26 protein-coding genes are annotated in these 24,920 nt (G+C 66.0%); 17 read left to right on the top strand and 9 right to left on the bottom strand.

From position 1 onward, the window contains the following. Positions 1-8 precede the first annotated feature (8 nt). Genes ACGLHR_RS24335 through ACGLHR_RS24315 form a run of 5 tightly spaced genes read left to right on the top strand, consistent with a single transcriptional unit; the run spans position 9 to position 5,693 of the window. On the top strand, positions 9-2,477 hold the full coding sequence (locus ACGLHR_RS24335; protein WP_400096698.1) for an RND family transporter: 2,469 nt from the start codon (positions 9-11) through the stop codon (positions 2,475-2,477). Positions 2,478-2,505: 28 nt separating this feature from the next. Then, the gene (locus ACGLHR_RS24330; RefSeq protein WP_400096697.1) at positions 2,506-3,471 is read left to right on the top strand and encodes a lactoylglutathione lyase; all 966 of its coding nucleotides are present in this window, start codon (positions 2,506-2,508) and stop codon (positions 3,469-3,471) included. Positions 3,472-3,476: 5 nt separating this feature from the next. After that, positions 3,477-4,322 carry an enoyl-CoA hydratase/isomerase family protein gene (locus ACGLHR_RS24325; protein WP_400096696.1) on the top strand — a complete coding sequence of 282 codons (846 nt, stop codon included), beginning with the start codon at positions 3,477-3,479 and terminating at the stop codon, positions 4,320-4,322. 26 nt (positions 4,323-4,348) lie between these two features. Then, the gene (locus ACGLHR_RS24320; protein ID WP_318232363.1) at positions 4,349-5,179 is read left to right on the top strand and encodes an SDR family oxidoreductase; all 831 of its coding nucleotides are present in this window, start codon (positions 4,349-4,351) and stop codon (positions 5,177-5,179) included. Positions 5,180-5,186: 7 nt separating this feature from the next. Beyond that, positions 5,187-5,693: a DUF1993 family protein gene (locus tag ACGLHR_RS24315; protein ID WP_400096695.1), complete on the top strand. Its 507-nt coding sequence runs from the start codon at positions 5,187-5,189 to the stop codon at positions 5,691-5,693. Between the two features lie 149 nt (positions 5,694-5,842). Here the strand turns inward: ACGLHR_RS24315 and ACGLHR_RS24310 are convergent, their stop codons facing one another. From ACGLHR_RS24310 to ACGLHR_RS24285, 6 genes are all read right to left on the bottom strand, one after another. Further along, positions 5,843-6,265, bottom strand: a complete 423-nt coding sequence (locus ACGLHR_RS24310; RefSeq protein ID WP_400096694.1) for a type II toxin-antitoxin system VapC family toxin — start codon at positions 6,263-6,265, stop codon at positions 5,843-5,845. Continuing rightward, positions 6,265-6,504: an AbrB/MazE/SpoVT family DNA-binding domain-containing protein gene (locus ACGLHR_RS24305; RefSeq protein ID WP_400096700.1), complete on the bottom strand. Its 240-nt coding sequence runs from the start codon at positions 6,502-6,504 to the stop codon at positions 6,265-6,267. The genes ACGLHR_RS24310 and ACGLHR_RS24305 overlap by 1 nt, the downstream gene beginning before the upstream one ends. A 190-nt stretch (positions 6,505-6,694) precedes the next feature. Continuing rightward, on the bottom strand, positions 6,695-7,933 hold the full coding sequence (locus ACGLHR_RS24300; RefSeq protein ID WP_400096693.1) for an NAD(P)/FAD-dependent oxidoreductase: 1,239 nt from the start codon (positions 7,931-7,933) through the stop codon (positions 6,695-6,697). Then, entirely contained in the window at positions 7,924-9,225 is a 1,302-nt protein-coding gene (locus ACGLHR_RS24295) for an MFS transporter (RefSeq protein ID WP_400096692.1), read from the bottom strand. The genes ACGLHR_RS24300 and ACGLHR_RS24295 overlap by 10 nt, the downstream gene beginning before the upstream one ends. Positions 9,226-9,381: 156 nt before the next feature. Next, positions 9,382-10,572 carry a thiolase family protein gene (locus ACGLHR_RS24290; protein ID WP_400096691.1) on the bottom strand — a complete coding sequence of 397 codons (1,191 nt, stop codon included), beginning with the start codon at positions 10,570-10,572 and terminating at the stop codon, positions 9,382-9,384. Next, positions 10,569-10,982: a Zn-ribbon domain-containing OB-fold protein gene (locus ACGLHR_RS24285; protein WP_400096690.1), complete on the bottom strand. Its 414-nt coding sequence runs from the start codon at positions 10,980-10,982 to the stop codon at positions 10,569-10,571. The genes ACGLHR_RS24290 and ACGLHR_RS24285 overlap by 4 nt, the downstream gene beginning before the upstream one ends. A 165-nt stretch (positions 10,983-11,147) precedes the next feature. On the opposite strand from ACGLHR_RS24285, the gene ACGLHR_RS24280 reads away from it, so the two are divergent. From ACGLHR_RS24280 to ACGLHR_RS24225, 12 genes are all read left to right on the top strand, one after another. Further along, positions 11,148-11,843, top strand: coding sequence for an SDR family NAD(P)-dependent oxidoreductase (locus ACGLHR_RS24280; protein ID WP_400096689.1), 696 nt, complete (start codon positions 11,148-11,150; stop codon positions 11,841-11,843). Next, complete coding sequence (locus tag ACGLHR_RS24275; RefSeq protein ID WP_267601517.1) at positions 11,843-12,340, top strand: bacteriohemerythrin; 498 nt, start codon at positions 11,843-11,845, stop codon at positions 12,338-12,340. Before ACGLHR_RS24280 ends, ACGLHR_RS24275 begins: the two co-directional genes overlap by 1 nt. Next, the gene (locus ACGLHR_RS24270) at positions 12,340-13,344 is read left to right on the top strand and encodes a fumarylacetoacetate hydrolase family protein (protein ID WP_400096688.1); all 1,005 of its coding nucleotides are present in this window, start codon (positions 12,340-12,342) and stop codon (positions 13,342-13,344) included. Before ACGLHR_RS24275 ends, ACGLHR_RS24270 begins: the two co-directional genes overlap by 1 nt. Before the next feature lie 3 nt (positions 13,345-13,347). Continuing rightward, entirely contained in the window at positions 13,348-14,325 is a 978-nt protein-coding gene (locus ACGLHR_RS24265) for a Bug family tripartite tricarboxylate transporter substrate binding protein (protein ID WP_400096687.1), read from the top strand. Between the two features lie 61 nt (positions 14,326-14,386). Further along, on the top strand, positions 14,387-15,124 hold the full coding sequence (locus tag ACGLHR_RS24260; protein ID WP_400096686.1) for an SDR family NAD(P)-dependent oxidoreductase: 738 nt from the start codon (positions 14,387-14,389) through the stop codon (positions 15,122-15,124). Positions 15,125-15,148: 24 nt separating this feature from the next. Next, positions 15,149-16,423 (top strand): acyl-CoA dehydrogenase family protein, encoded by a 1,275-nt coding sequence (locus ACGLHR_RS24255; RefSeq protein WP_400096685.1) that lies wholly within the window; start codon positions 15,149-15,151, stop codon positions 16,421-16,423. A 12-nt stretch (positions 16,424-16,435) separates the two neighbouring features. Continuing rightward, positions 16,436-17,491, top strand: a complete 1,056-nt coding sequence (locus ACGLHR_RS24250) for a phosphotransferase family protein (RefSeq protein ID WP_400096684.1) — start codon at positions 16,436-16,438, stop codon at positions 17,489-17,491. Between the two features lie 50 nt (positions 17,492-17,541). Then, positions 17,542-18,315 (top strand): SDR family NAD(P)-dependent oxidoreductase, encoded by a 774-nt coding sequence (locus ACGLHR_RS24245; RefSeq protein WP_400096683.1) that lies wholly within the window; start codon positions 17,542-17,544, stop codon positions 18,313-18,315. Positions 18,316-18,334: 19 nt separating this feature from the next. Next, positions 18,335-19,153: an SDR family oxidoreductase gene (locus tag ACGLHR_RS24240; RefSeq protein ID WP_400096682.1), complete on the top strand. Its 819-nt coding sequence runs from the start codon at positions 18,335-18,337 to the stop codon at positions 19,151-19,153. A gap of 124 nt (positions 19,154-19,277) precedes the next feature. Continuing rightward, positions 19,278-20,303: an amidohydrolase family protein gene (locus ACGLHR_RS24235; protein WP_400096681.1), complete on the top strand. Its 1,026-nt coding sequence runs from the start codon at positions 19,278-19,280 to the stop codon at positions 20,301-20,303. 28 nt (positions 20,304-20,331) lie between these two features. Further along, on the top strand, positions 20,332-21,273 hold the full coding sequence (locus ACGLHR_RS24230; RefSeq protein ID WP_400096680.1) for a Rieske 2Fe-2S domain-containing protein: 942 nt from the start codon (positions 20,332-20,334) through the stop codon (positions 21,271-21,273). A 50-nt stretch (positions 21,274-21,323) separates the two neighbouring features. Then, positions 21,324-22,370, top strand: coding sequence for an oxygenase (locus tag ACGLHR_RS24225; protein ID WP_400096679.1), 1,047 nt, complete (start codon positions 21,324-21,326; stop codon positions 22,368-22,370). Positions 22,371-22,386: 16 nt separating this feature from the next. On the opposite strand, the gene ACGLHR_RS24220 is transcribed toward ACGLHR_RS24225, so the two are convergent. Genes ACGLHR_RS24220 through ACGLHR_RS24210 form a run of 3 tightly spaced genes read right to left on the bottom strand, consistent with a single transcriptional unit; the run spans position 22,387 to position 24,919 of the window. Continuing rightward, positions 22,387-23,193, bottom strand: coding sequence for an SDR family NAD(P)-dependent oxidoreductase (locus tag ACGLHR_RS24220; RefSeq protein WP_400096678.1), 807 nt, complete (start codon positions 23,191-23,193; stop codon positions 22,387-22,389). Between the two features lie 59 nt (positions 23,194-23,252). Then, entirely contained in the window at positions 23,253-24,113 is an 861-nt protein-coding gene (locus ACGLHR_RS24215; protein WP_400096677.1) for an alpha/beta hydrolase, read from the bottom strand. Between the two features lie 32 nt (positions 24,114-24,145). Beyond that, positions 24,146-24,919 (bottom strand): fumarylacetoacetate hydrolase family protein, encoded by a 774-nt coding sequence (locus tag ACGLHR_RS24210; RefSeq protein ID WP_400096676.1) that lies wholly within the window; start codon positions 24,917-24,919, stop codon positions 24,146-24,148. Between the last annotated feature and the right edge of the window lies 1 nt (position 24,920).

Here is a 24,920-nt window from a genome sequence, read left to right as displayed (position 1 = left end):
TCTCAACGATGAGCGCACCCATCGGCAACCCCGCCATGCCGGTCATCCGTGACCTTCGCGACTTCGATCCGAAGTCGGGCAATCTGGCGGAACGCTTCATCTTCAACCACCGCGCGGTGGCGCTGGTGTTTTGCCTAGTGGCGACGCTGGTGCTTGGATTGTTCGCATGGAAGATCCAGGTCAACGCCAGCTTCGAGCGGATGATTCCGTCCTCCAGCCCGTATATCCGCAACTACCTGGACAACAAGGCCGAACTGCCCGGGCTGGGCAACAGCATCCGCATTGTCGTGGAGAACAAGAGCGGCGACATCTACGACCCGGCCTACCTGGAAACGCTGCGCAAGGTCAACGACACGCTGTACCTGATACCGGGCGTGGACCGCTCGTGGATGAAGTCGATCTGGATGCCGAGCGTGCGCTGGCGGCAGGTCACCGAGGAAGGCATCACCGGCGGCGCGGTGATGCCTTCCGACTACGACGGCAGCAAGCGGGCCGTCGACCAGCTGAGATCCAATATCGGCCGCGCTGGCGTGGTCGGCAGCCTGGTGGCCAACGACCTGAAGTCGAGCATGATCGTCACGCCGCTGCTGGAGCGTCACCCAAAGACGGGCGAGCCCCTAAGCTATGGCGAGTTCTCCCAGTCGCTCGAGACCAAGATCCGCAGCTTCGAGAGCGACCGGGTGGGCGTGCATATTGTTGGCTTTGGCAAGATTGTCGGTGACCTGATCGCCGGACTGAAGCAGGTGATGCTGTTCTTTGGCATCTCCGTGCTGGTAGCGGCGGTCTTCGTCTTCGTGTACACGCGCTGTGTGCGCAGCACCGTGCTGCTGGTGACGGTTGCCGTCGCGGGCGTGGTTTGGCTGCTTGGGCTGATGCAGATCCTGGGCTATGAGCTGGATCCGTATTCGATCCTGGTGCCGTTCCTGATCTTCGCCATCGGCCTTTCGCACGGCGCGCAGAAGATGAACGGCATCCTGCAGGACGTAGGCCGCGGCACGCACAAGTACGTGGCGGCGCGCTATACCTTCCGCCGCCTGTTCATGGCGGGACTGACGGCACTGCTGACGAACATCGTGGGCTTTGCGGTACTGATCATCATTGATATCCCGGTGATCCGCGATCTCGCCATCACGACCAGCATCGGCGTCACGGTGCTGATCTTTACCAAGCTGGTGCTGATTCCGGTGGCGCTGTCGTATATCGGCGTGAGCCCGGCCGCCGCAAAGCGCGCGCTGGTGGATGAAGGCGAGGTGGCGCAAGGCAAGGGCCTGCTGGCCAGGGTGTGGAAGGGGCTCGACCGGCTGACCGAGCGCCGGGCGGCGCTTGCGGTCATCAGCGTGACTGCGGTGCTGACGGTGGTCAGTGCGTTCGTGATGCGCGACCTGCGCATCGGCGACCTGGATCCCGGCGCGCCGGAGTTGCGCACCGAGTCGCGCTACAACCGCGACAACGCCTATATCACCCAGCACTACGGGTTATCGAGCGACCAGTTCGTGGTGATCATGAAGACCGCCGAGGATGGCTGCCGCTACTACGAATCCCTGCAACTGATGGACCGCCTGGCGCAACGCCTGCGCCAGACCCCCGGCGTGCAGGGCACCAGCTCGCTGGCCGAGACCACGCGCTTCATCACCGCCGGCCTGGCCGAAGGCAATGGCAAATGGATGACGCTCAGCCGCGACCAGCAGATCACCAACGCGGCGGTCTCCGCGGCGATGATCGCCACGCCCGATATCACCAATCGGGATTGCTCGGTCACGCCGCTGATTGCCTATCTTGGCGACCACAAGGCCGACACCCTGGCCCGCGTGCTGCGCACGGCCAATGACTTCGCGCTGCAGAACAATACCCCGGCGGATGCCAAGAAGCCCACGCGCTTCCTGCTTGCCGCCGGCAGCGCGGGCATCGAGGCGGCTACCAATATCGAGGTCGAGCACGGCATCGTCACCATGTACCTCGCGGTGTATGGCGCCACCGCCTTGCTTTGCCTGCTGACCTTCCGCAGCATCCGCGCCACGCTGGTGGCCATGATCCCGCTGGTCATTACCACCGTCCTGTGCAAGGCGCTGATGGTATGGCTGGGCATCGGCCTGAAAGTGGCCACGCTGCCGGTGATCGCGGTCGGGGTGGGTGTGGGCGTGGACTATGCGCTGTACCTGCTCAGCGTCCAGATCGCCATGCAGCGGCGCGGCGCCACGCTGGCGCAGGCCTACCGGCGCTCGCTCGATTTCACCGGCCGTGTGGTCGCGCTGATCGGGCTGACGATGGCCGCCGGGGTGATCACCTGGGTCTGGTCACCCATCAAGTTCCAGGCCGACATGGGCATCCTGCTGACGTTCATGTTCCTGTGGAACATGCTCGGCGCGCTGATTCTGATCCCCGCGTTGTCGCATTTCCTGCTCAATCCGAAGCCGCCCGTGCCGGCTCCCGCGCCGCAACCGCGGCCGCAGCCGCAGCCGCATCACGTGGCCAATTGACTATTCCTGAAAACGACTGGAGAGAACAATGTTCGATTTGCTGATGAGCGCCGACATGATGATGCCGGACCCCGATGGCATGACAGAGCTGCTGGTGTCCAAGCTTGGTATCCACAGCCACCCGCGCTGGCGCCAGGCGTTCGATGACCATCCCTACATCGCGCACTTCCTGCGCGTGCACAAGTCGCTGGCCATCTCGCCCACCCGAATCGAGCCGCAATGGCATCTCGATAGGCCGAACCAGGGCGACCCGATGTTCCACGAGTTCCTGGATAGCCTGAAGGCGTACCAGGGCGAGCACCGCCCGATGCTGACGCACTCCATCGTGCTGACCCTGCCCAGCGAGCGCCTGGCCGTGCTGGTGGACAAGCTGATGCGCCGCAGGCTGCGCTTCCGGCTGGCGCAGCGCACGCCGGACATGCCGTTCGACAGGTTATGGCTTGGCGTCACGCCGGAGGACCCGCACTATGAGCCGTCCGTGGACGGCGGCCTGTGCATCGAGGTGATGGCAAACGAGCCGCTGCAACTGCCGCCCGAGACGTTCGCGGTACCCGCGCCGCAAGTGGTCAATCCGGAACCGGGCCAGATGATCCGCGTGTCCGCGCGCGGCTACCTGGTGCGGGACCTGGACGAAACCCTGCGCCGCGTCTCCGCCAATCTCGACTGGGAGTCCAGCGGCCCGGTGCAGGAACTGACCAAGGAGGGCTACCGCAAGGCGACCATGAAATGCGCGCTGGCCAACAGCGCCACGCTGGACGTGATCGAGGCCACGCGCTGGAACAGCGATGCCGGCCTTTACCTGAATTCCTGGGGCCCCGGCCCTTACTACATCCGCATTGCGGTGAACGGGCTGGCGGCCAAGGCGGAAGACCTGCGCGCGTGCGGCACCCGCTTTACCTGGATCGAGGAATGCGAAGCCGTGGGCGGCAAGTCGCTGATCCGGGTCGACCCGGCGGACGTGCGCGGCCAGTTGTTTGAATTCCACGAGCTGTGAGCATCATGAAAGCCATCAGCGAAAGCGAGGCCAAGGCGACATCGGGTGCCGACCTGCCAGGGGCCGCCACGGAGCCGGCTGTGCGGCTGGAACGCGAAGGCAGGATCGGCTGGATCGTGCTGAACCGGCCGGGGCAGATCAATGCCATCAACGACGAGATCCGGCGTGGCGTGCCGCAGGCCCTGGCCGAGCTGGATGCCGACTCCGCCATTGGCGTGATCGTGATCCGCGGCGAGGGCGATCGGGGCTTCTGCGCCGGCGCCGACATCAAGGAGCGGCGCGGCGACGAGACCTCGCTCCAGGTGCGGCGGCGGATGGAACGGGCGCGCTGGATCGAAGCGCTGGACAGCACCGAGAAGCCGGTGATCGCCGCCATTCATGGCTATTGCATGGGCGGCGGCATGGAGCTGGCGCTGGCGTGCGATATCCGCTTTGCCTCGCCGGATGCCACCTTCGCGCTGCCGGAGACCGGGCTTGGCCTGATTCCCGGTGGTGGAGGCACGCAACGCCTGCCGCGCCTGGTCGGGCACGGCACGGCGATGGACCTGCTGCTGACGGGCGAGCGCATGACCGCCGCGCAGGCACGGGACATCGGCCTGCTGACGCGCATCGCCAGCGCAAACGATCAACTGTTGGCGGAAGTACGCGCCCTGGCAACGCGCATCGCCGCCCGGCCGCCCATGGCCACCGCATTCGCCAAGCAAGCCGCGCGCGCGGCGAGCCGCGTGGACCTGAAGAGCGGCCTGGACCTGGAGCTGGAACTGTTCTCGCTGCTCGCGCCGATGCAGGACGTCAGGGAAGCGGCGCAAGCCTTCAGCGAGAAGCGAGCGCCGCAGTTCTCGGGCCATTAGAAGAAAGGGATAGAAAGGAGCAGGGAATGGCACAAGAAAAACTGGCCGGCAAGGTGGCGATCGTGACCGGTGCCGGCAATGGCCTCGGCGCCGATTGCGCCAAGGTCCTGGCCGGGCACGGCGCCAGCGTGGCGGTGGTGGATATCAACTTCGGCGCGGCTCAGGAAGTGGCGGCCGAGATCGAGGCGCAGGGTGGGCAGGCGATGGCCGTCAAGGCCGATGTGAGTGTCGAGGACGAGATCAAGGCGATGGTCGCCGCGGTCGACGGACGCTGGGGCCGTATCGACGTGCTCCACAACAACGCCGCGGCGCTGGACCTGAAGACACGCTACGCCGACCGCGACGTCTGCAACGTGGAGGTGGAGGCCTGGGACCGCTCGATGAACGTCAACGCGCGCGGCGCCATGCTGTGCTGCAAGCACGTGATCCCGGTGATGTTGCGCGGCGGCGGCGGGTCAATCATCCACAGCTCATCGGGCTTCGGGGTAATGGGCGATGCCACCCTGACATCCTATGCGTGTTCCAAGGCGGCGCTGCTTGCGCTCAGCCGCATGGTGGCCGCGCAGTACGGCAAGCAGGGCATCCGCTCGAATGCCATCGTCATCGGCTTCGTGCTTAACGAGCATGCGCAGAAGGAAGTGGCGGACGAGATCAAGCAGATCCTGCTGGACCAGCATTTGACACCGGCGCTGGGCAGCCCGCGCCAGATCGCCGATGTGGTGGCCTTCCTTGCCAGCGAGGAATCCTCCTTCGTCACCGGCCACGCCATGATGGTGGACGGCGGCTTTACCAGCCACGCACCGTCGTTGGTGCCGATCCGGCAATTTTTCGAGCGCAAGGGCGATAACAAATGGTGAACACGCAATGACTCTTTCCATTCACTCCGCCATTGTGGGCGACTACATCAAGATGCTGCGCAATTTGCAGGCGTGGCTGGACAAGGCCCAGGCACATGCCGATGCCAGGAAGTTCGACAGCGCTGGCTACTTGTCGATGAAGCTGGCGCCGGACATGCTGCCGCTCTCCAGGCAGGTGTTGATCGCGGGAGAGATTGCCAAGGTGGGCGTGGAGCGCTTTGCCGGACTAACAGCGCCCAAGGTCGAGCACGAGGATGCGAGCGTGCAGGATCTGCGCCAGCGCGTCCAGGGCATCATTGACCATCTCGCGGCCTGTACGCCGGCGCAGATCGACGGCAGCACGGTGACGGAGCTGGTGGTGCCGCAGCGTGGCAAGGCACCGCTCGTGTTTGACCGGCAGGGCTTTGTGCACTGGTCGCAGGCGAACTTCTTCTTTCACGTGACGATGACCTATGCGTTGCTGCGGCACGCGGGCGTGGAGTTGGGGAAGGCGGATTTCCTCGGCCTGGGGTGAAAGCGGTAGCCATGCGCTGAGTACAAAGGGCGGCCCGAAGGGGCTGCCCTTTGTCGTTGGGCCGCTGGACATCAGCATTTTGAGGGAGCTACCCCTTGGAGACGTGAATCTGTAGGGTAGGCGATAAGGAGCGCCCTGCCAGGCGGCGCTCAAAACTCGAGCGGATTCATCTTCATTCGCTTTGCGTTGCGGGCCAGCACGTCATCGAGCGTCGCCATGGTCTTGGCTTTGGCATCCAGCGCAGAGGCAAGGGGCAGCACATCGCCCGCACGGAGCCCCGTGGACGCATCGCGGGTCAGTACGGCAGCGCGATGGAATGTGTGCGGTTCGACCGGCAGTAGTTGTAGGTCGCCAGCACACAGGCGCTCGAATGACTGCCATGCAGACGCTCCCTGTTCGATCGACAGCTGTTTTGTCCGCTGCTTGATGCCAAGGGCGCTCGCGAATTCTGTCACACAGCACGCGGCAGAGGCCATTTCTTCGGTACACGCCGCGCACCACTGCGAAACAGCGTGACTCATTGGCTCATTCACGCAGAGCGCCACCAGTACACTCGTGTCAACGTACACCATCAGTAGCGCGCTCCGTGCCGCAACGTCTCCATGACCGACTCCGTCATCGGCATCGCCTCGCGAGTCGACTCCAGCTCTTGCGCGAAAGCCTTCCGGTCCCATTTGGCCGCGCGAATGCTAATACCGCCATCCACGGTCAGGTTGGCCTGCACTAGGTCGCCCTCCTTGAGACCAGCGCGGCGAACGTAATCAGCGGGGATACGCAGCGCGAGGCTATTGCACCATTTCGCGATTTGCAGGTTCATAGCCCCTCCTTTGATATACATTGACGTATATACATACTAGCGCATCGCTGATTCCGGGGCAGCACGTAGCCAGGAGCAAGGGTAACTCCGCCATAAGGCCGTTGGACATGGTAAAACGCCCCGGCGGCGTGGCGCGTGGGGCGGTGGGAATGCAGTCGGACAGCTTGCTGAACTGGCGCGACGCTCAGGCGACTTCCCGCGTGGAGGCCTCGTAGGCCTTCAGGTCAAAGCCTGGCTCGGCCGCCTGTTGCGATGTGAGTGGCGCCGCGCGTGCCAGTACCTTCCGCGCCGCCATGTGATCGGCGGGACGATTACACGACTCGACGGCAACGAGGCGTCCCTGCCGGAAGCATAGTACGTTCAGTTGCCGGGTCTCGGCATTGCCCACCAGCACGGTTTCGTCATGCCCATCCGACAAGCCGGCAATCTGCAATTTGAGATCAACCTGGTCCGTCCAGAACCAGGGTAGCGCGACGTAGGGCAGGGGCTTTCCCATCAGCCGCGCGGCGACGTTGCGGGCCTGGTCGACCGCGTTCTGCACGGACTCCAGCCGGATCGGCGCGCCGCAGTGCGGGCTGGGGAAGCTCACCGCATCGCCGATGGCCGAGATCGCGGGGTCGGCGGTCAGCAGCTGCGCATTGACACGGATGCCGTTGTCCACCACAAGCCCTGCGTCGGCCGCCAGCTCCGCGTTCGGTATCACGCCAATGCCGTAGACCACGAGATCGGCAGGCAGCCGGCGGCCGTCGCCGGTTTCCACCGCGGTGACCTTGCCGTCGGCGCCGACGATATTCGCCACCGTCTGCCCGAAATCCAGCGTGACCCCCCAGCTCGCGTGCGCGGCGCTGAACAGTTCGGACATGGGCGCGGACAGCGCCCGCGCCATGGGGCGCGTGCCGAGTTCCACGACATGCACCGCCACCCCTTTGGCTGCCGCCACCGCGGCGAACTCGAGGCCGATGAAGCCGGCGCCGATCACCACCACGTGGCGGGCCGCGGCGACGCGCGGCGCTAGCGCATCGGCATCGGCCAGCGTGCGGATGCCGAAAACCCCGTCGAGATCGGCTCCGGGGATGACGGGCACACGATTGCGCGCGCCAGTGGCCAGCACCAGATGGTCGTAGAGCATGCGCTCGCCGCTGGCCAGTTCCACGCAGCGCGCGCCACGGTCGATCATGGCCACACTGCCTTGCACGCGCTCCACGCTTTGCTGGTCGAACCACTCTGGCGGGCGGAAGCGCAGGGCCGCGGAGCCGACCTTGCCAAGCAGGTAAGCCTTGGACAGCGGCGGGCGCTGGTAGGGCACGCCGGCCTCATCGCCGATCAGGGCGATATGGCCAACGAAGCCTTCCTGGCGCAGCGAAGCCGCCACCTGATAGCCGGCCTGGCCGGCGCCGACGATAACCACGTTGTTCAGTGACATGACAATGACGAAAGTTCGTTCGCAAGGTTGCGGGTGGTAAAGCTCGGATAGCGGCCAAGCGGCAGCAGCAGCATGGGCCCGATCAGGAACGCCGTACCGCAGATGGCGAGCATGGTCGTGTAGGAACCGGTGGCGGTATAGATCAGCCCGAACAGCCACGGCGCCAGCGCCGCGGCAATGGTGATCAGCGCGACATGCACACCGAACAAGCGGCCATAGTCGCGCATGCCGAAATAACGGGCCATCAGGTAGGCGGCAATATCGAACTCCGCGCCCGCGCCAATGCCGATGAGCAGCGTTGCCAGCGCCAGGATACCGGGCTGGTTCGCGCCGGTGGCGGAGAGCAGCAGGCAGCCTAGCGCCGGCATGATGAGTGCGACCGCCGCCACGCCGGGTGCCCACAAGCGGTCGATCAGGTAGCCGACCAGCACACGGCCGCCGATCAGCGACAGCCCGAAGCTGCCGAAGACCTGGCTCGCCTCGGCCGCGCTCAGCCCCTTGTCGCGCAGCAGGGGCACCGTGTTGCTCACCATCGTGACCATGGCTGCCACCACCATCGCCAGCGCGATATTGATGGTCCAGAAGCGCGCCGAGCGCATGGCGTCGCGATAGGCCATGCCAGATGCCGGCGCCTGCGCCTGCGCAACAACGGTCTCCTTGGATGCCGCTTGCCGGTCTTGCGGCGTTTCCAGCCAGCGCAGCGCCAGCGGCACCACCAGCACCAGCGGCAGAAGCGCCAGCAACTGGAAGGCCGCCTGCCAGCCCCAGCGCGCCACGCTCCAGGTCACGGCGGAAGGGATCAGCGACGCGGACAGGCCGGTGCCCGACAGCATCAGCGCGAGTGCCAGGCCGCGATTGCGATCGAACCAGAGGTTCACCAGGTGCGTCCAGGTGATATGCATGGTGCCCATGCCCGCAATCGGCAGCAGCGCGCACATCAGGTAGAGCCACCAGATCGAGCGGCCCATCAGCAGCATCAGGGCGAAGGTGACGGAGAGGGCGATCAGCGACAGCACCGTCACGCGCCGCATGCCCCAGCGCTGGTTGAACCAGCCTACCATCTGGGCGCCGACGACCGCGCCGCCGAATAGGAAGCTGATGGCCGGCTGCAACTCTCCACGACTCCAGCCAAAGGCGTTCTGCAATGGAATCACCAGCGCACCGAAGGCATAGAGCAGCGAGGCGTTAGCGGCCACTGCCAGGCCAAGCATGGCGAGCAGCACCACGCGCCAGCCGCGGCGGAATTCAGTCAGGTCGATCGCAACGGATCGGGTATTGCCAGAGTTGGACATCAACTGTCTCCTAGGTGAATGCGTACTGCCAGTGCCGCACCTTTCTTTGCCTTGGGTGATACAGCCGGGCAATTTCTTGAATTCTGTATATAGATTGCTATTCTACATATGGATTCTGCGCCCAAGCTAGGTAGATGCCCTGAGGCACCCGCCTTGCTACTCCCTGACCAGCAACACACTGCCGCCCAGCGGTCCGCCACCCGCCGCCGCTATGGCTACCTGGTGCGGGGCAATCTGGCGTTCGCCGCCGCGTCCCCACAGCTGGGCGCAGGCTTCGTGGACGTAGCCCAGGCCGTGCGTGCGGCCGCCGGACAGTTGTCCGCCGTTAGTGTTGACCGGCAGTTGCCCATCGCGCGCAATGCGTGTGCCGCCTTCGATGAAAGCGCCGCTCTCGCCGCGCGGACAAAGGCCCAGTCCCTCCAGCCAGAGCATGGTCAGGATCGAAAAACCGTCGTACAACTGGGCACTGCCCACGTCCTTCGGCTTCAGGTCGGTGCGCGACCACAGCATGCGGCCCACATCGAAGCAGGCCATCTCGGTCAGCGAGATCTGGTCCCAGGACCAGGGCTGGTGCAGCGCCGAGCCGATCGCTTCCAGCCGGATCGGCGCGTTGGGGCCATCGCGTGCAGCGTCGGCACGCGACAAGATGATCGCGGTCGATGCATCGCAGTGCACATCGCAATCGAACATGCGCAGCGGGGTCGAGATCATGCGCGACGCAAGATAGTCGTCCATCGTCATGGGCGTGCGGAATACGGCCTTGGGGTTGCGCATCGCGTTGGCGCGGCAGGTCAGCGCGATCTGCGCCATCTGCTCGCCGGTGGTGCCGTACTCAAAGAAATGACGCTGCGCGTAGAGCGCCATCAGGTTGATCCCCGACATCACATTGAACGGCGTATACCACTGCCAGAAATAGCTGTTATCGCGGCCGACCGTCTTGTTGGTCAGCGCGCTGGCCGTTTTGTCCTTCTGCCGCGCGCTGGCTTCGGCGATGGTGCGAAACACCAGCACATGCCTGCACAGGCCGGTGGCGATGGCCATGGCGCCGTTGATCAGCCCCGTCAGCGGACCGGGCCCTTCATAGCCGGCGCCATACCAGTTCACCTTGAGGCCCAGTGCGCTCATCAGTGCGTTGGGACCCACCGGGGAAAAGGGGTTGCCGTTGTCGTTGTCGCCGGGCCAGCAGGCGATGCCGTCGATGTCGCTGCGTTGCAGCCCGGCGTCGGCAATGGCCTCCAGCGCGGCGTCGATGGACAGGCGCATGGCTGAGCGGTTCGAAGGGCGTCCCACCTCGGACTGGCCGATGCCTGTGATGGCGACATGCTTCTCGAACAAGTCGGTCTTCATGCCTGGGCCTCCGCTTCATCGAGCACGAACAGCGGCAGCCAGACGTCCTCCACCTGCTCAAAGTGCACGCGCACCGGCATGCCGATGCGAATGTCCGCCGGCGCGGTGCCTACGATGTTGCTCAAGAAGCGCAGCCCCGGCTGCTCCGCGAGTTCGATGATCGCGACCACGTACGGTACGGCCGTCTCGGGCGTCCAAGCCTGGTGGTTGACCGTGTAGCTGACCACCTCGCCACGGCCCGATACAGCGCGCGGGCCGACGTCGGGCGACAGGCACTGCGGACAGACCGGTGCGGGTGGGTGGAAGAGGTGCTGGCATTCGGCGCAGCAGCAGATGTTCAGCATCCCATTGGCGCCGCCTTGCCAGAACGGCGCGGTGACAGGGGTGAGGAGGGGGAGTTTTCTCGGCATGGTCTGTCGGTGGTCGTCGTTTGTCTCTCGAATTTCTTCTCGTTGGGTGGTTGACCGCATCCCGTCATCGATCATAATATATGAACAGAAACTAAAAAAATGTATTAATTTGGAAGTGGCCCTGCGCGGACCCGGCGGCAGCTTCCAGGAGACAAGCGAGACCCCATGCCCTCACACCAGCTGCTTCACCGCAGAGTCATCGTTACCGGCGGCCTTGGCGCACTTGGGCGCAGCGTGGGCGCCGTCCTGGCCTCGCGCGGCGCGCAGGTCGCGCTGGTCGACCGCCTTGCACGGACCGAGGTGGCCGGCGTCGCCATGGTTTCCGGCGGCGTCGACCTGGGCGACTTGACCGGCACCGCGAACGCGTTTGCCGACGTGGCGCGGCATTTCGGCGGCATCGATGCCATCGTCAATATCGCGGGCGGCTTTCGATGGGAAACCCTGGAAGCCGGCAGCCCTGACACGTGGGACACGCTCTACGCCATGAACCTGCGCAGTGCGGTGGTCGCCTGCCGGGAAGCGCTGCCGCACCTGTTGCGCCAGCCGGGCGGCCGCATCGTGAATGTCGGCGCGCTGGCGGCGGGCAAGGCCGCCCTTGGCATGGGCGCCTATGCGGCGTCCAAGGCTGGCGTGGCGCGCCTGACCGAATCCCTGGCCGAGGAGCTGAAGGACCGCGGCATCAATGTCAATGCGGTGCTACCTAGCATCATCGACACGCCGGCCAATCGCGCAGACATGCCGGATGCGGACGCATCGCGCTGGGTGTCCACGGAGGCGCTCGGCGCGGTCATCGCCTTTCTGTTGTCGGACGATGCGAGCGCCATCACCGGCGCCTGCCTGCCCGTGGCCGGGAGAGTGTGATGGTGACGAGCCCCAATCCTGCCGTGGCCGAAGCGCCGATGCGCTGGCGCGACGATTACCTGCTCGGCTATGCCGCGATGGATGCCACGCACCAGGAGTTCGTCGAATGCGTGGCCGCGCTGCAAACCGCAGCCGACGCCGAACTGCCGGCAAGACTGGCCGAATTCGCACAGCATGCCGAAGCGCATTTCGGGCAGGAGGAGCAGTGGATGCGCACCACGGGCTTTCCCGCGGCGCAATGCCATGCCGACGAACACGCTGCGGTGCTGGGATCGGTGCGCGAGGTGCAGGCGCTGCTGCAGCAGGGCGCCGCGCAGCAGGTCGTGCGCGACCTCACGCAGGCACTGGCCGACTGGTTCCCGGGGCACGCCGACTACATGGATGCGGCGCTGTCCCACTGGATGAGCAAGCGTGCCCATGGCGGCGCGCCGGTGGTGTTGAAGCGCCGCCTGGCGCAACCGTCTTCCGAACCTTCCCACGAAACGAGATCAAGCTGATGAGACTCATCACGTATCAGGCCACCGATGGCTTCCAGCGTGCCGGCGCACTGTTCGATGGCGGCCAGGCGGTACTGGACCTGCGCCATGCCAGCCAGATCGTGCGCGGGGGAGATGGCGCCGGCATGGCCAGCGTGCAGACGCTGATCGAAGGCGGCGACGCCGCACTTGCCGAGGCGCGCGCACTGCTGGCCCGCGCGCCGGGCGAAGCGGTACGAGAGCGCGCCACGGTCAAACTGCTGGCGCCGGTGCAACCGCCCACCCAGATGCGTGACTGTTCCTGTTTCGAGTTGCACCTGAAGCAGTGCTTTGCCGCGGCGCGGCGCGCGCGTGCCTTGCGCACGCCGGATCCCGAGGCCACGCTGAAGGCCATGAACACGCGTGCCGACGACCGCGTGATCGACACCTTCAACCGCCAGCCCATCTACTACAAGTGCAACCGGTTCGCGGTGATCGGCCCGGACGACGACGTGATCTGGCCGGACTACAGCGAGCTGCTGGATTTCGAGCTGGAGTTCGGCTGCTATATCGGCGGCCGCGCCAAGAACGTGCCGCGCGAGAAGGCCCGCGAGCATATCTTCGGCTACACGATCTTCAATGACATCAGCGCGCGCGATGCCCAGGGCCTGGAGATGGGCGGCATGCTCGGCCCGGCCAAGGGCAAGGACTTCGACACGGCCAACGTGATGGGGCCGTGCCTGGTCACGGCGGACGAGCTGGAGGATCCGTACAACCTGACAATGATCGCGCGCGTTAATGGGGAGGAGTGGGGGCGGGGCAATACGCGCGACATGCGCTGGCACTTCGAGGATGTCATCGCGCATATCTCGCGCTCGGAGACGCTGCACCCCGGCGAGTTCCTGGGCTCGGGCACCGTGGGCAACGGCTGCGGCATGGAGCAACTGCGCTACCTGAAGCCGGACGATGTGGTGGAACTCGAGGTCGAGGGCATCGGCATCCTGCGCAGCCGCATCGTGCGTCCGGCCAGCGGCGCGGAGGAATAGGCCATGCTCAACGTTGCGCCGCGCCGGGCAATTTCCGCTGTCATCGCCGCGCTCGGCGCGGCCCTCGCCACCGGCGCAACGGCCGCCGCGTATCCGGCCAGGCTGATTACGTTCGTGGTGCCCTTCACCGCGGGCGCCGGTCCGGATGTGTTCGTGCGGGCCATCGCACAGGAGGTGGCAAAGGCCACTGGCGTGCCGGCCATCGTGGAAAACCGGCCCGGCGCCGGCTCGGCGCTGGCCGCCCAGTCCGTGGCCAAGGCCAGGCCGGACGGTTACACCGTGCTGGTCACGGGGAACGTGGCGTTCACGGGCAACCCCTATACGCTCAAGAAACTGGCGTATGACCCGGTGGCGGATTTCACGCCGGTGACGACGTTGGCCAAAGGGCCGATGTATCTCTACACGAACCCGCAGAAGCTGCCGGTGGCGAATATCGCCGAGCTGCTGCAACTGATCCGCAAGAACCCGGGCAAGTACTCGTTCGGCTACACCAGCATCACCAGCCGCTTGCCGGCGGAGGTGTTGCAGCGGTCGGTGGGGCTCAGGATCCTCGGCGTGCCGTACCGCAGCGGCGCGGCCGCCGTGCCGGATCTGGTCGGTGGCCAGATCGACATGATGTTCACGGACTTCGCTCCCTGGCCGCACGTGGCGTCGGGCAAGCTGCGGGCGATGGCCGTTACCGACCCGAAGCGTAGCCCTTACGCACCGAAGCTGCCCACCTTCGAAGAGTCCGGCGTCAAGGGCATGAACATTGGCTTCTGGCTCGCCGCCTACCTGCCCGCGGGTGCTTCCGCGCAGGTGGTGGGGCAGCTCCAGGGGCTGCTGGCCAAGGCGGTCAGGACATCCGAGGTCAAGAGCGTCTACCAGGCCACCGGCACCTTCGAGTTTGTCGTCCCGGGCGCGGAAATGGCGAAGTTCCAGGCGAATGAAAGCGCGGCCTGGGGGCGGATCATCCGCGCCGCCGGCATCCAGCCGGAGTAGGGCAGCCCATGCGCAGGCACGAACGCACGAATCGAAAGCGACAGGAACGGAGACACAGGCAATGAACGAACTGGATTTCTCGAACAAGACGGTGCTGGTGGTGGGCGGCTCCAGTGGCATCGGCAATGGCATTGCCCATGCCTTTCGCGAACGCGGCGCCACCGTGCACGTGTGGGGCACCCGTGCATCGGCCCTCGATTACACGGACTCTCCGGACTCCCGCCTGGACGGATTGGGTTACACCCAGGTCGACGTGTCGGACGCGGCCAATATCGAGCGATGCGCGCTGCCATTCGACCGGCTCGACGTGCTGGTGCAAGCGCAGGGCACGGTGCTTTACGACCGCCAGGAGTTCAAGACGCCAGGCTTCAGGAAGGTGCTCGACATCAACCTGACCAGCCTGATGGCCTGCGCCGACAAATGCTACGGGCCGTTGAGGGAGGCGCGTGGCGCCATGATCGTGGTCAGCTCCGCCGCGGCGTTTCACTCTACCCGTGGCAATCCGGCCTACAACGCCTCCAAGACCGGCGCCTTTGGCCTGACCCGCACGCTAGGCGAGGCCTGGGCGCGCGAAGGCATCCGCGTCAACGGCATCGCGCCGGGCCTGGTCGATACCAAGCTGACCCGCGTCACCACCGGCAATCCGAACCGGTTGGAGGGCGCGCTGCGCAACATCCCGCTGGGGCGCCTGGGTACGCCGCAAGACATGGCGGGCGCGGCGCTGTTCCTGGCGTCGCCGCTCTCGGCCTATGTGCTTGGCCAGACCCTGTTGGTGGACGGCGGCATGTTGCTGGCCTGATGCGCACTCGATAAAGGAAGCAGCATGTCTTGGGAATTTGAAACCGATGCCGGGTTCCAGGCCGAACTCGACTGGATCGAGGCCTTCGTCCGTGATGAGGTCGAACCGCTGGAGCACGTGCTGGGCAGCCCGTGGGAAATCCACGACCCGAAGTTCCAGGCGCTGGTGCGGCCGCTGCAGCAGCAGGTCAAGGCGCGCAAGCTGTGGGCCTGCCACCTCGGCCCTGAACTGGGCGGCGCCGGCTATGGCCAGGTCAAGCTGGCGCTGATGAACGAGATCCTGGGCCGCGCGCTGTTCGCGCCCATCGTCTTTGGCTGCCAGGCGCCCGACTCCGGCAATGCGGAAATCCTCGCGCACTATGGCACCGCCGAGCAAAAGCAACGCTTCCTGGCGCCGCTGCTCGCCGGCGAGATCGTGTCGTGCTTCGCCATGACGGAGCCGCAGGGCGGCGCCGATCCCAAGGTGTTCACCACCAGCGCCGTGCGCGACGGCGATGACTGGGTGATCAGCGGGCAGAAGTGGTTTGCCTCCAACGCGCGCTACGCGGACTTTTTCATCGTGATGGCGATCACCGACCCGGAGGTTTCAGCCTACAAGGGCATGTCGATGTTCATCGTGCCGGCGGGTACGCCTGGGCTGAACATCATCCGCAACGTGGGTATGGCCGATGAGCCGGCGGCGACGCATGCCTATCTGGAGTTTGACAGCGTGCGCGTGCCGGCCAACCACATGCTGGGCGCGCCGGGCGAGGCCTTCGTGGTGGCGCAAGTGCGCCTGGGCGGCGGCCGTGTGCATCACGCGATGCGCACCATCGGCCTGGCGCAGAAGGCGCTCGATGCGCTGTGCCAGCGCGCGTTGTCGCGCCAGACGCAAGGCGGGCTGCTGGCGGACAAGCAGATGGTTCAGGAGAAGATCGCCGATTCCTGGCTGGAGCTGGAGCAGTTCCGCCTGCTGGTGATGCGCACCGCGTGGCGCATCGACAAGTACCAGGACTACCAGAAGGTGCGCAAGGACATCGCCGCGGTAAAGGCCGCGATGCCCAAGCTGCTGCACGATATTGCCGCGCGGGCGCTGCACGTGCACGGCTCCATCGGCGCCTCGACAGAGATGCCTTTCGCCGGCATGATCTCGCGCGCGTTCCAGATGGGCCTGGCCGACGGCCCCACGGAAGTGCACAAGGTCACGGTGGCCAGGCAGTTGCTGCGCGAGTACCAGCCCTGCGAGGACCTGTTCCCGGCCTATCACCGCCCCACGGCGGCAGTGGCGGCGCAGAAGAAGTTTCGCGCACAGCTCAGCTGAATGGAGCCATCGATGACGAATACTGCATGGCAGGCCGCGGTGGACCTGGATAGGCTCACGCAATGGATGGATACGCAAGGACTGGAGGAGGGGCCCATCACCGGCGCGGTGCCGCTCACCGGCGGCACGCAGAACGTGCTGCTGCGCTTCTTTCGCGGCGCGCGCGAATTCGTGCTGCGTCGTCCGCCCTTGCATGCACGGGCGGAGGTGTGCGCCACCATTGCCCGGGAAGCGCGCGTGCTGGCGGCGCTGGCGGGCAGCAAGGTGCCGCATCCGGCGCTGTTTGCTGCCTGTGTCGACGAGCAGGTGCTGGGCGCGCCGTTCTACCTGATGGCGCCGGTGGATGGCTTCAACGCCTCGGCCGGGCCGCTGCCGGCGCCGCATGCCGTCGACTCGGCCATGCAGCGCCGGATGGGCTTTGCCATGGTTGATGCGCTGTTGCGCCTGGGCGAGCTGGATCCGCAGGCTGTCGGGCTGGGAGACTTCGGCAAGCCGCAAGGCTTCCTGGCGCGGCAGGTGACGCGCTGGTGCAGCCAGCTGGAGCAATACCGGACCCATGCCGGCTGGCCGGGGCGGGCCTCCTTGCCGGGCGTGACTGAGGTGGCGCGCTGGCTTGAGGCCAACCGGCCCGAGCCTTCTCGCACCGGCATCCTGCATGGCGACTTCCACCTGGCCAATGTGATGTTCCGCCCGGACCGCGCCGAGCTGGCGGCGGTGATCGACTGGGAGCTGGCGACCGTCGGCGATCCGCTGCTCGACCTGGGCTGGCTGGTGGCCACCTGGCCCGATGCCAGCGGGCAGGGTGCGGGAACCATCCGCGTGGCGCCGTGGCAGGGCTTTCCCACCGCCGCGGAGCTGGTGGTGTACTACCGGGACCATAGCCAGCGCGACCTGTCGTCGATCGACTGGTACGTGGTGCTGGCGCGCTTCAAGCTGGGCATCCTGCTTGAGGGCAGCTATGCGCGTTCCTGCGCCGGCAAGGCGAGTGCGGAGCTGGGCCAGAGGCACCATGCTTCGGCGCTGCGGCTGCTGGGGCAGGCCAGAGACCTGATCGCGGAACTCGCATGAGTGCGGCGGTCCTGCCGAGAACGACAAGAACGAACGACAAGGAGACAAGCATGGTGGATATCCACGGCAAGCGCGTGATCGTCACCGGTTCGGCCAGCGGCATCGGCGCCAGTGCGCTGAAAGCGCTGGTAGCTGCCGGCGCCAGAGTGGCCGGCCTGGACCTGGCCGACGAGGCCGGCGCCGCCATTGCGGCGGCAGCCTCGCGCAGCGGCCCCGGTGAGGCGCATTACTTTCGCTGCGACGTGAGCCAGCGGCACGAGGTGGAAGAGGTATTCAGCGCGGTGGCGCAGCGGCTGGGTGGGCTGGACGCACTGGTAAATATCGCCGGAGTCGAGCGTAAGTCGCCTGCGGAGTCCATCTCGCAGGCAGAGTGGGACCTGATGTTCGACGTCAACGCCCGCGGCACCCTCAACACCAACCAGGCCGCCTTTACGCATCTGCGTGCCAACGGTGGCCGCATCATCAATTTTGCCTCCGCCGCGGGGGTGATGGGCGTGCCAGGCCTCGCGCACTACTCGGCATCCAAGGCGGCCGTGCTGGGCTGGACGCGCACGGCTGCCAAGGAGTGGGGCAAGCACGGCATTACGGTGAACGCCGTCGCGCCCGCCATGTGGACGCCGATGTACGAGACCTTTCGCTCCCGGCTGGACGCCGCCCAGCTCAAGGCGCACGACGAGATGATGGCCGGGCTGATTCCCCTTGGCGGCCGGCTGGGCGACCCGGATCGCGCCATGGCGCCGGTGCTGCTGTTCCTGGTCAGCGACGGCGCGCAGTTCATCACCGGACAGACGCTCGCCGTCGACGGCGGCCTGATGATCCCCTGAACCCGCAAGGAGCCGCACGGTGGAACGTTTAACAGAGCGCGTGGTGCTGGTCACCGGCGCGGCCAGCGGGATTGGCGCGGCAGCCGCCCGCGCCATGGCGGCCCAAGGCGCCCGCGTGGTGCTTGCGGATATCGACGAGCAGGGCGGGCAGGCACTGGCGCGTGAGCTGGCCGGCGCCAGCTTCGTGCGTACTGATGTCAGCGTGGAAGCACAGGTGGCCGGGGCCGTGGAGCACGCGGTGCAGCTGCACGGCCGGCTCGATTGCATGGTCAACAACGCCGGGCTGGTCGGTGCCTTCGGGTCAATCCTCGAAACCAGCGGCGAAGCCTGGCACGCCACATTGGCGGTATTGCTCGACAGTGTGTTCTACGGCATCAAGCATGCCGGCCGGGTCATGGCCAGGCAGCGCAGCGGCTGCATTCTTTCGGTAGCGAGCACGGCCGGCGTGATCGGCGGCCTGGGCCCGCATGCATACACCACGGCCAAGCACGGCGTGATCGGGTTGACGCGCTCCGCAGCCTCGGAACTGGCACCGTTTGGCGTGCGCGTGAACGCGGTGGCGCCGGGGACCACCGTCACCAACATGATCGTGGCCGGGCGCGGCAGCCTTGATGCGGCGCTGGACGCCGCCGCGAAGGCTTCGCCGCTGGGCACGCCGCTGATGCCCGAGGAAATCGCTGCGGCGCTCGTCTATCTGGCGAGCGACGATGCACGGCATGTGACGGCGCACACGCTGGTCGTGGACTCCGGCGTGACCGTGGCCGGCGCATCCGGCAGCGGGCAATTCCACTGCAGGCCGGCTGGCTTCATGGGGAAGATGCCCTTGGTTCCGACCTGAACCGGGCCATTCAGGTTGTACGTTTGCTTCAAAGCTGTTCGCTACAAGACGGCCCGCACCAAACCATCCGGCGCAAGCCGGGCAGGCCGCCGTCGCGCCATATCCACTCAGGAGGAGACATCCCATGCTGATCGACATCCACGCCCATCTATTCACCCCCCGCATGCTCAAGCGCCATGAATTCTGGGGCCCGTTCATGAAGACCAAGGGCCTGACCGTGGGGCATTTCTCGCTGGGCACGACCCAGCCGTCCAAGGCAAAGGACGACGACGAAGCCGAGGCCAATCTGCTGGCGCGCATGACGCACGCCGCGCGCCGCAAGCTGATGGCCGAGCGCGGTGTGGACAAACTGGTGCTGTCCACGCCTTCGCACGCTTTCATGTACTGGGCCGGAGAATTCGGCACGGAGTACGCGCGGATCTGCAACGATGAACTCTCCGCCTTCTGCGCGGAGGATCCCGATCATTTCGATTTCTGGGCGCATACCAACCTGGCTCGCCCGGCGGATGCCGTGAAGGAGATCGAGCGCGCCGTGACCCAGCTCGGCGCCAAGGGCCTGTGCGTGGGGGGGGCTAACTTTGACGGGCTGGAGGCGCATAGCGAGGAGCTGTTCCCGGTGTGGGAGAAGCTGCAGCAGCTCGACGTGCCGATCATGGTGCATGGATTCAACCAGTCCATCTACTGGGGCGAGAAGCACACCGACGACAAGTTCGAGACCACCTCGATCGTCGGCGATTGCTTCGACGAAACGCTCTTCTTCTGGAATCTGATCAACGGTGGCGCACTGGACGCGTTCCCGCAGCTCAAGACCTACATCACCCACGCGGGCGGCATGGCGGTATTCCAACTGGGCCGGTTGCACGACCTGAACCGGGTCATGGCGCCGGATTCGCGCAACCAGCGCCCGCTGATGGATTATCTGCCGAACTTCTACTTCGACCTCGATATCCACACGCCCGGACTGCGCCGTGGCGTGGTGGAAGTCGTCGGCGTCGACAACCTCGTCTACGGCACCAACTTCGGCGGCGCCTACGATCATGGCGATCCGACCGAAGGCCTTGGCCTGTCCAATGCGGACCGCGAGAAGATCCGCAGCGGCAACGCCATCAAGCTGCTCAAGCTCGATGTGAAAGCGCCGGTTGCGGTCTGACGCACAAGATGCTTTTCCGAGCCAAGCTATGACAAACGGTAGCTGGTGGGCAGTCGCGCTCTCCGAATCGGTCAGCGGGACGAAGCCCCTCGCGGTAGTCTGTAACGGACAAGAGTTGGTGGTCTACCGCGACGCGGCGGGCGATCTGTTCTCGCTGGAGGACCGGTGCCCGCACCGACGGGTGCCGTTGTCGCTGGGTACCGTCAAGCCCGGCGGCCTGCAGTGCGGCTATCACGGCTGGACCTTCGATGGTGCCACCGGAGCCTGCCTGGAGATTCCCAACTTGCATGCGGACGAGCGGGTGCCGGCACGCTACGGCGCGCGGGCCTTCCGCGTGGCGGAGCATAACGGCTTCGTCCATGTCTGGCTGGGAGAGGGCAGTCCCGAGGGCGAGTTGCCTGCGGCGGCGTCCAATCCGGGTGGGCGCGAGTTCACCGGCTCGGCGATCGTCAGCATTTCGTACGACGATTACCTGGGTGTGATGCTTGACGGCCCCGAATGCCTGCTTGGTTTCGACGGCGTGCGCATCACGGACTTCTTCCTTGGCGATCCGCGCGTTGAGGGCACGCACCTGGTGCTCGAACGCGGTGCGGTCTGGAAGACGGCGATGCTGCCGCCTGCTTTCGTCACCGATCACCCCCTCATCGTACGTACCGCCGTGCCTCTGGCCGGCGGCATGATTCGTGTCGATTTGCTGGGCGCCGACGAAACGCAGGTGGTTTCGATACGGATTGCCGCCAGCGCCAACCGGCGCGGCACCACGGGAATCTGCTGGCGCGGGTTCAAGAACGGCAATGCACTGCCCGCCGCGCCGCTGCGCTGGCGCGTGGCGCGCGCGGCCGGCCGTGCGCCGTTCGCGCTGCACGACAAGATCGACGGCGCGGCAATTGCCGCGCTGCTGGTCGCGCCATCGCGCGATCTTGCGGCTGCCCGCGCCGAGCGCGCTGCCCCCATGGGTGCGGCGGCTTGAGCCAAGGCGCCGAACGGACTGAGGCGGCATCGAATGCCAGGAGGATCGCAATGAACGCCACGACACTCGCAGCTACCGCGCCCGAGCCCCTGAAGAGCCGGCTGGCAAGACGCGACTGGCTCCCGGCCAACTACGACCTGCGCGACACCTGGTTTCCTGTCTCGCATAGCCGCGACGTCACGGAACAGCGGCCGAGCCGCCGCATCATCCATTCGCAGCCTTATTTCCTCTGGCGCGACAACGGCCGGCCGATGGCGGGCGAATTCCATCCCCATCTGCTGTCAGGCCAGCGCCACCTTGCAACGGCTTTCACAGGGGGGACGGGTCTTTACCCTGTGGTCGAGCGCTACGGTTATCTGTGGGTCTGGTATGGCAACCCGGACCACGCCGATGCGCTGTTGCTGCCTCATATTCCCTTTCTGCCGCTGGATGGCAGCCTGCCGGGCTATACGCAGCGGACCGTCCGCTTCGATGCCGCATCCGCGCTATCCGTGGAAAACCTGATCGATCTCACCCACGCGGATTTCCTGCACGCGGGGACCATCGGCGATGGCATTTCGGTGTCCGACGTGGTCGAGGTGGAATGGACCTCGGAGACCGTCACGCGCACCCGCACCGTGACCAGGAAATCGGTTGCGCCGATCATGCGCTGGGTGGGCGGCGTGCGCGCCCGCTACCAGGACTTTCGCGCCGTGCTGCACGTCCATCTGCGCAGCAATGTCTGCATTTCCTATCCCCGCTTCCGGCCGGGCTACGATGTGCCCAACCTGCAGCCCTTCCTGCCTGTGGGGCGGTACCGCTCACGCTGCGACGTCACCTTCAATACCACCGCCGCGCCTGTGCCCCTGCGCTACGTGATGCCGCGCATCGCTTTTGTGATCCAGCCGCAGGACAATTCTGTGGTGCGCCCGCAAAACCAGCGCTATTTCGACCCGGACCAACCGCTGGACCTGCATTCGCGCTTCGACACGCCCGGCACGCGCTACCGCTTCCAGATGGAGCAGCTGGCGGCCCGGCAGCGCCGCGGCGATTTCTCCTACGGCGCGGACGCCGATCCGGGCCGCGATATCAGCGGCCTGCTGGGGATGCTGGACTGAGCGTCGCCGCTCCGGCTCACGCGCGCAGCGCGGCGAACTGGGGCATGGTCGGGGAATGGGCGAAAAAGCCGCCGTCCACCGACCAGGTTTGCCCGGTAATCCAGGCCGCACGGTCGGATGCCAGGAAGCTCACCATCTCCGCAACGTCCTCGGGCTGGCCCAGCCGCCCGAGCAGCTTGTGCGCGGTGATGATGTCGCGCATCGGCTCGGGCAATGCCCGCTGCATCGGCGGTGTGAGCACGGAGCCGACCAGCAGCGCGTTGCAGCGCACCCCTTGCTTGCCGCACTGCGTGGCGACGTAGCGGGTCAATGTGTTGATGGCGCCCTTGGACACCGCATAGGCGGTCTGGAATACGTCGCCGGCCAGCGAGGTGCCCGAGCTGATATTGATGATCGACCCGCCGCCGCCCGCGATCATGGCTGGCAGGGCGTACTTGCACATCAGCATGGTGCCGCGCGCATTGACCCCCATGACCTGGTCCCAGACGTCCGCCGACATCGACATCACATCGGTGTCTTCGCGCAGTCCCTTCAGGGCGGCATTGTTGTCAAGCACATCCAGGCGGCCGAACGTGCGTACGGTGTGTGCAATCAGCTCGCGGATGCTGGTCTCATCAGCCAGGTCCAGCACGTGGGCGCTGACAGCCAGGTCCTCCTGCCGCATGGTCTCGGCAAGCTGTTCCGCGTTCGCGCCGGGCAGGTCCGCAATCACGACCTTGGCGCCGCTGGCCGCCAACTTGCGCGCGGTGGCAGCGCCGATGGCGCCGGCGCCGCCGCTGATCAGGGCGACTTTACCGCTCAGGTCTTCGGATGTGACAGGCATTTCGTATCTCGGTTAGCGGGCGGAGCCCATGACAGCAGGAAGCCGGCGGACTATCGGGACTATCGCGCGTGGATAAAGGCCAGCGCATCACGGAAGAAGGGATGCGCAGGATCGGCCAGCGCCTGCAGCACGTCGAAATGATCGCAAGCATCGACCCGATAGCGGGGCATGGCCCGCTTCGCCGTGGCGAAGGCCTGGGCATACTCGTCCGCTTGCCGATGGAACTCGCGTGACTCAGCCCCGCCGACCGCCAGCAACTGCGGCGCATCGTCGACCGGAGGGTGGCGCAGCGGGCTGGCTGCGCGCGCCTGAGCAAGATCCAGCTGCAAGCCCGCATTGTGCGTGGTTGCGCAAAGCGGCTCAAGGTCGAACAGCGCGGAAACGAGCACGGCGCCGCGCAGCATCCGTGCCGGCAGGTCCAGTCCGAGTTCGGACCATCGCGTGGCCATCAGGCGCGCGGCTATCTGGCCGCCAGCGGAGTGCCCGCCGACGAACCAGCGTTCGCGCGAGCAGGCCAGCTCGCCGGCATGGCGCCACAGCCAGGCCAGCGCGCGCTGCGCCTGCGCGACGATGCCGTCGACGCTGTTGGCAGGACACAGCGTGTAATTCACCAGCACCACGGACACGCCTTGGGCAACGAATGGCTCGGCGACGAAGCTGTAGATGGATTTGTCGCCACGCTGCCAGAAGCCGCCGTGGAAGAAGATCAGGAGTGGCGCGTCTGGCGAGCCACCGGGGAAGTAGTCGATGCGCTCGCGCTCACCGGGGCCATAGGCCAGGTCCAGCCACGACACGGCCGCGGCGCGCAAGGCGGCGGAGCGGGCCAGCCATTGCTGCAGCATGCCGCCTTCGAAGTCGGGCCGCAGGGCGCGGAGGTTGTACTGCGCCTCAAGTTCAGGGTTGATGGTGTGCATGGTCATGAGGCTTGTGGAGCGGGCATGGCGCGCAGGCGTCAGACGGCTTCGTCGACCACCGGGTTGCGCAAGGTGCCAATGCCATCGATCGAGATGTCGCAGACGTCCCCCGCCAGCAATGGCCCGACGCCGGAAGGGGTGCCGGTCAGGATCACATCGCCCGGCAACAGCGTCACGGCCTGGCTCAGGTAGGCAATGATGAAGGGCACGCTGAACAGCAGGTCGGAGGTATTGCCTTGTTGCCGCAGCACGCCATTGACATGAGCCCGCACGCCCAGGTTCGCCGGATCGAGGCCGGTGGCAATCACTGGCCCGAGCGGGCAGAACGTGTCGAAGGCCTTGCCGATCATCAGGCAGCCGTAAGGCATCTCCCGGCCCTGGATCACGCGTTCGCTGACATCATTGGCGCAGGTGTAGCCAAGCACGTAGTCGAGCGCATCTTCCTCGCGGATGCGGCGTCCCTTGCGGCCGATCACAATCGCCAGCTCCGCCTCGTGATGCACCATCTGCGCTTCGAGCGGCCGTACGATCTGCTCGTCCGGACCGACGGCCGCGGTCGTGGGCATCATGAAAATCTGCGGGATCTCGGGCGTCTTGGCCCCGGCCTCGGCGATATGGCCGATGTAATTCATGCCGATGGCGAACAGCCTCGGCGCGGGCAGCGGGCACAGCAAGCGTGCATCGGCCAGCGCATCGGTCTGGCCGATGGGCGTCAGGCTGTCAAGGGGCGAACCGGCCAGGCGCTGCAAGTGCTCGCCTTCGAGCACGCCGTAATGGACTGCATCCTGAAACTGATATCGGGCGATTTTCATG

The sequence above is a fragment of the Cupriavidus sp. CuC1 genome, assembly GCF_044627735.1.
Taxonomy (GTDB): domain Bacteria; phylum Pseudomonadota; class Gammaproteobacteria; order Burkholderiales; family Burkholderiaceae; genus Cupriavidus; species Cupriavidus ulmosensis.
This window is presented reverse-complemented; position numbering and strand designations above follow the sequence as displayed.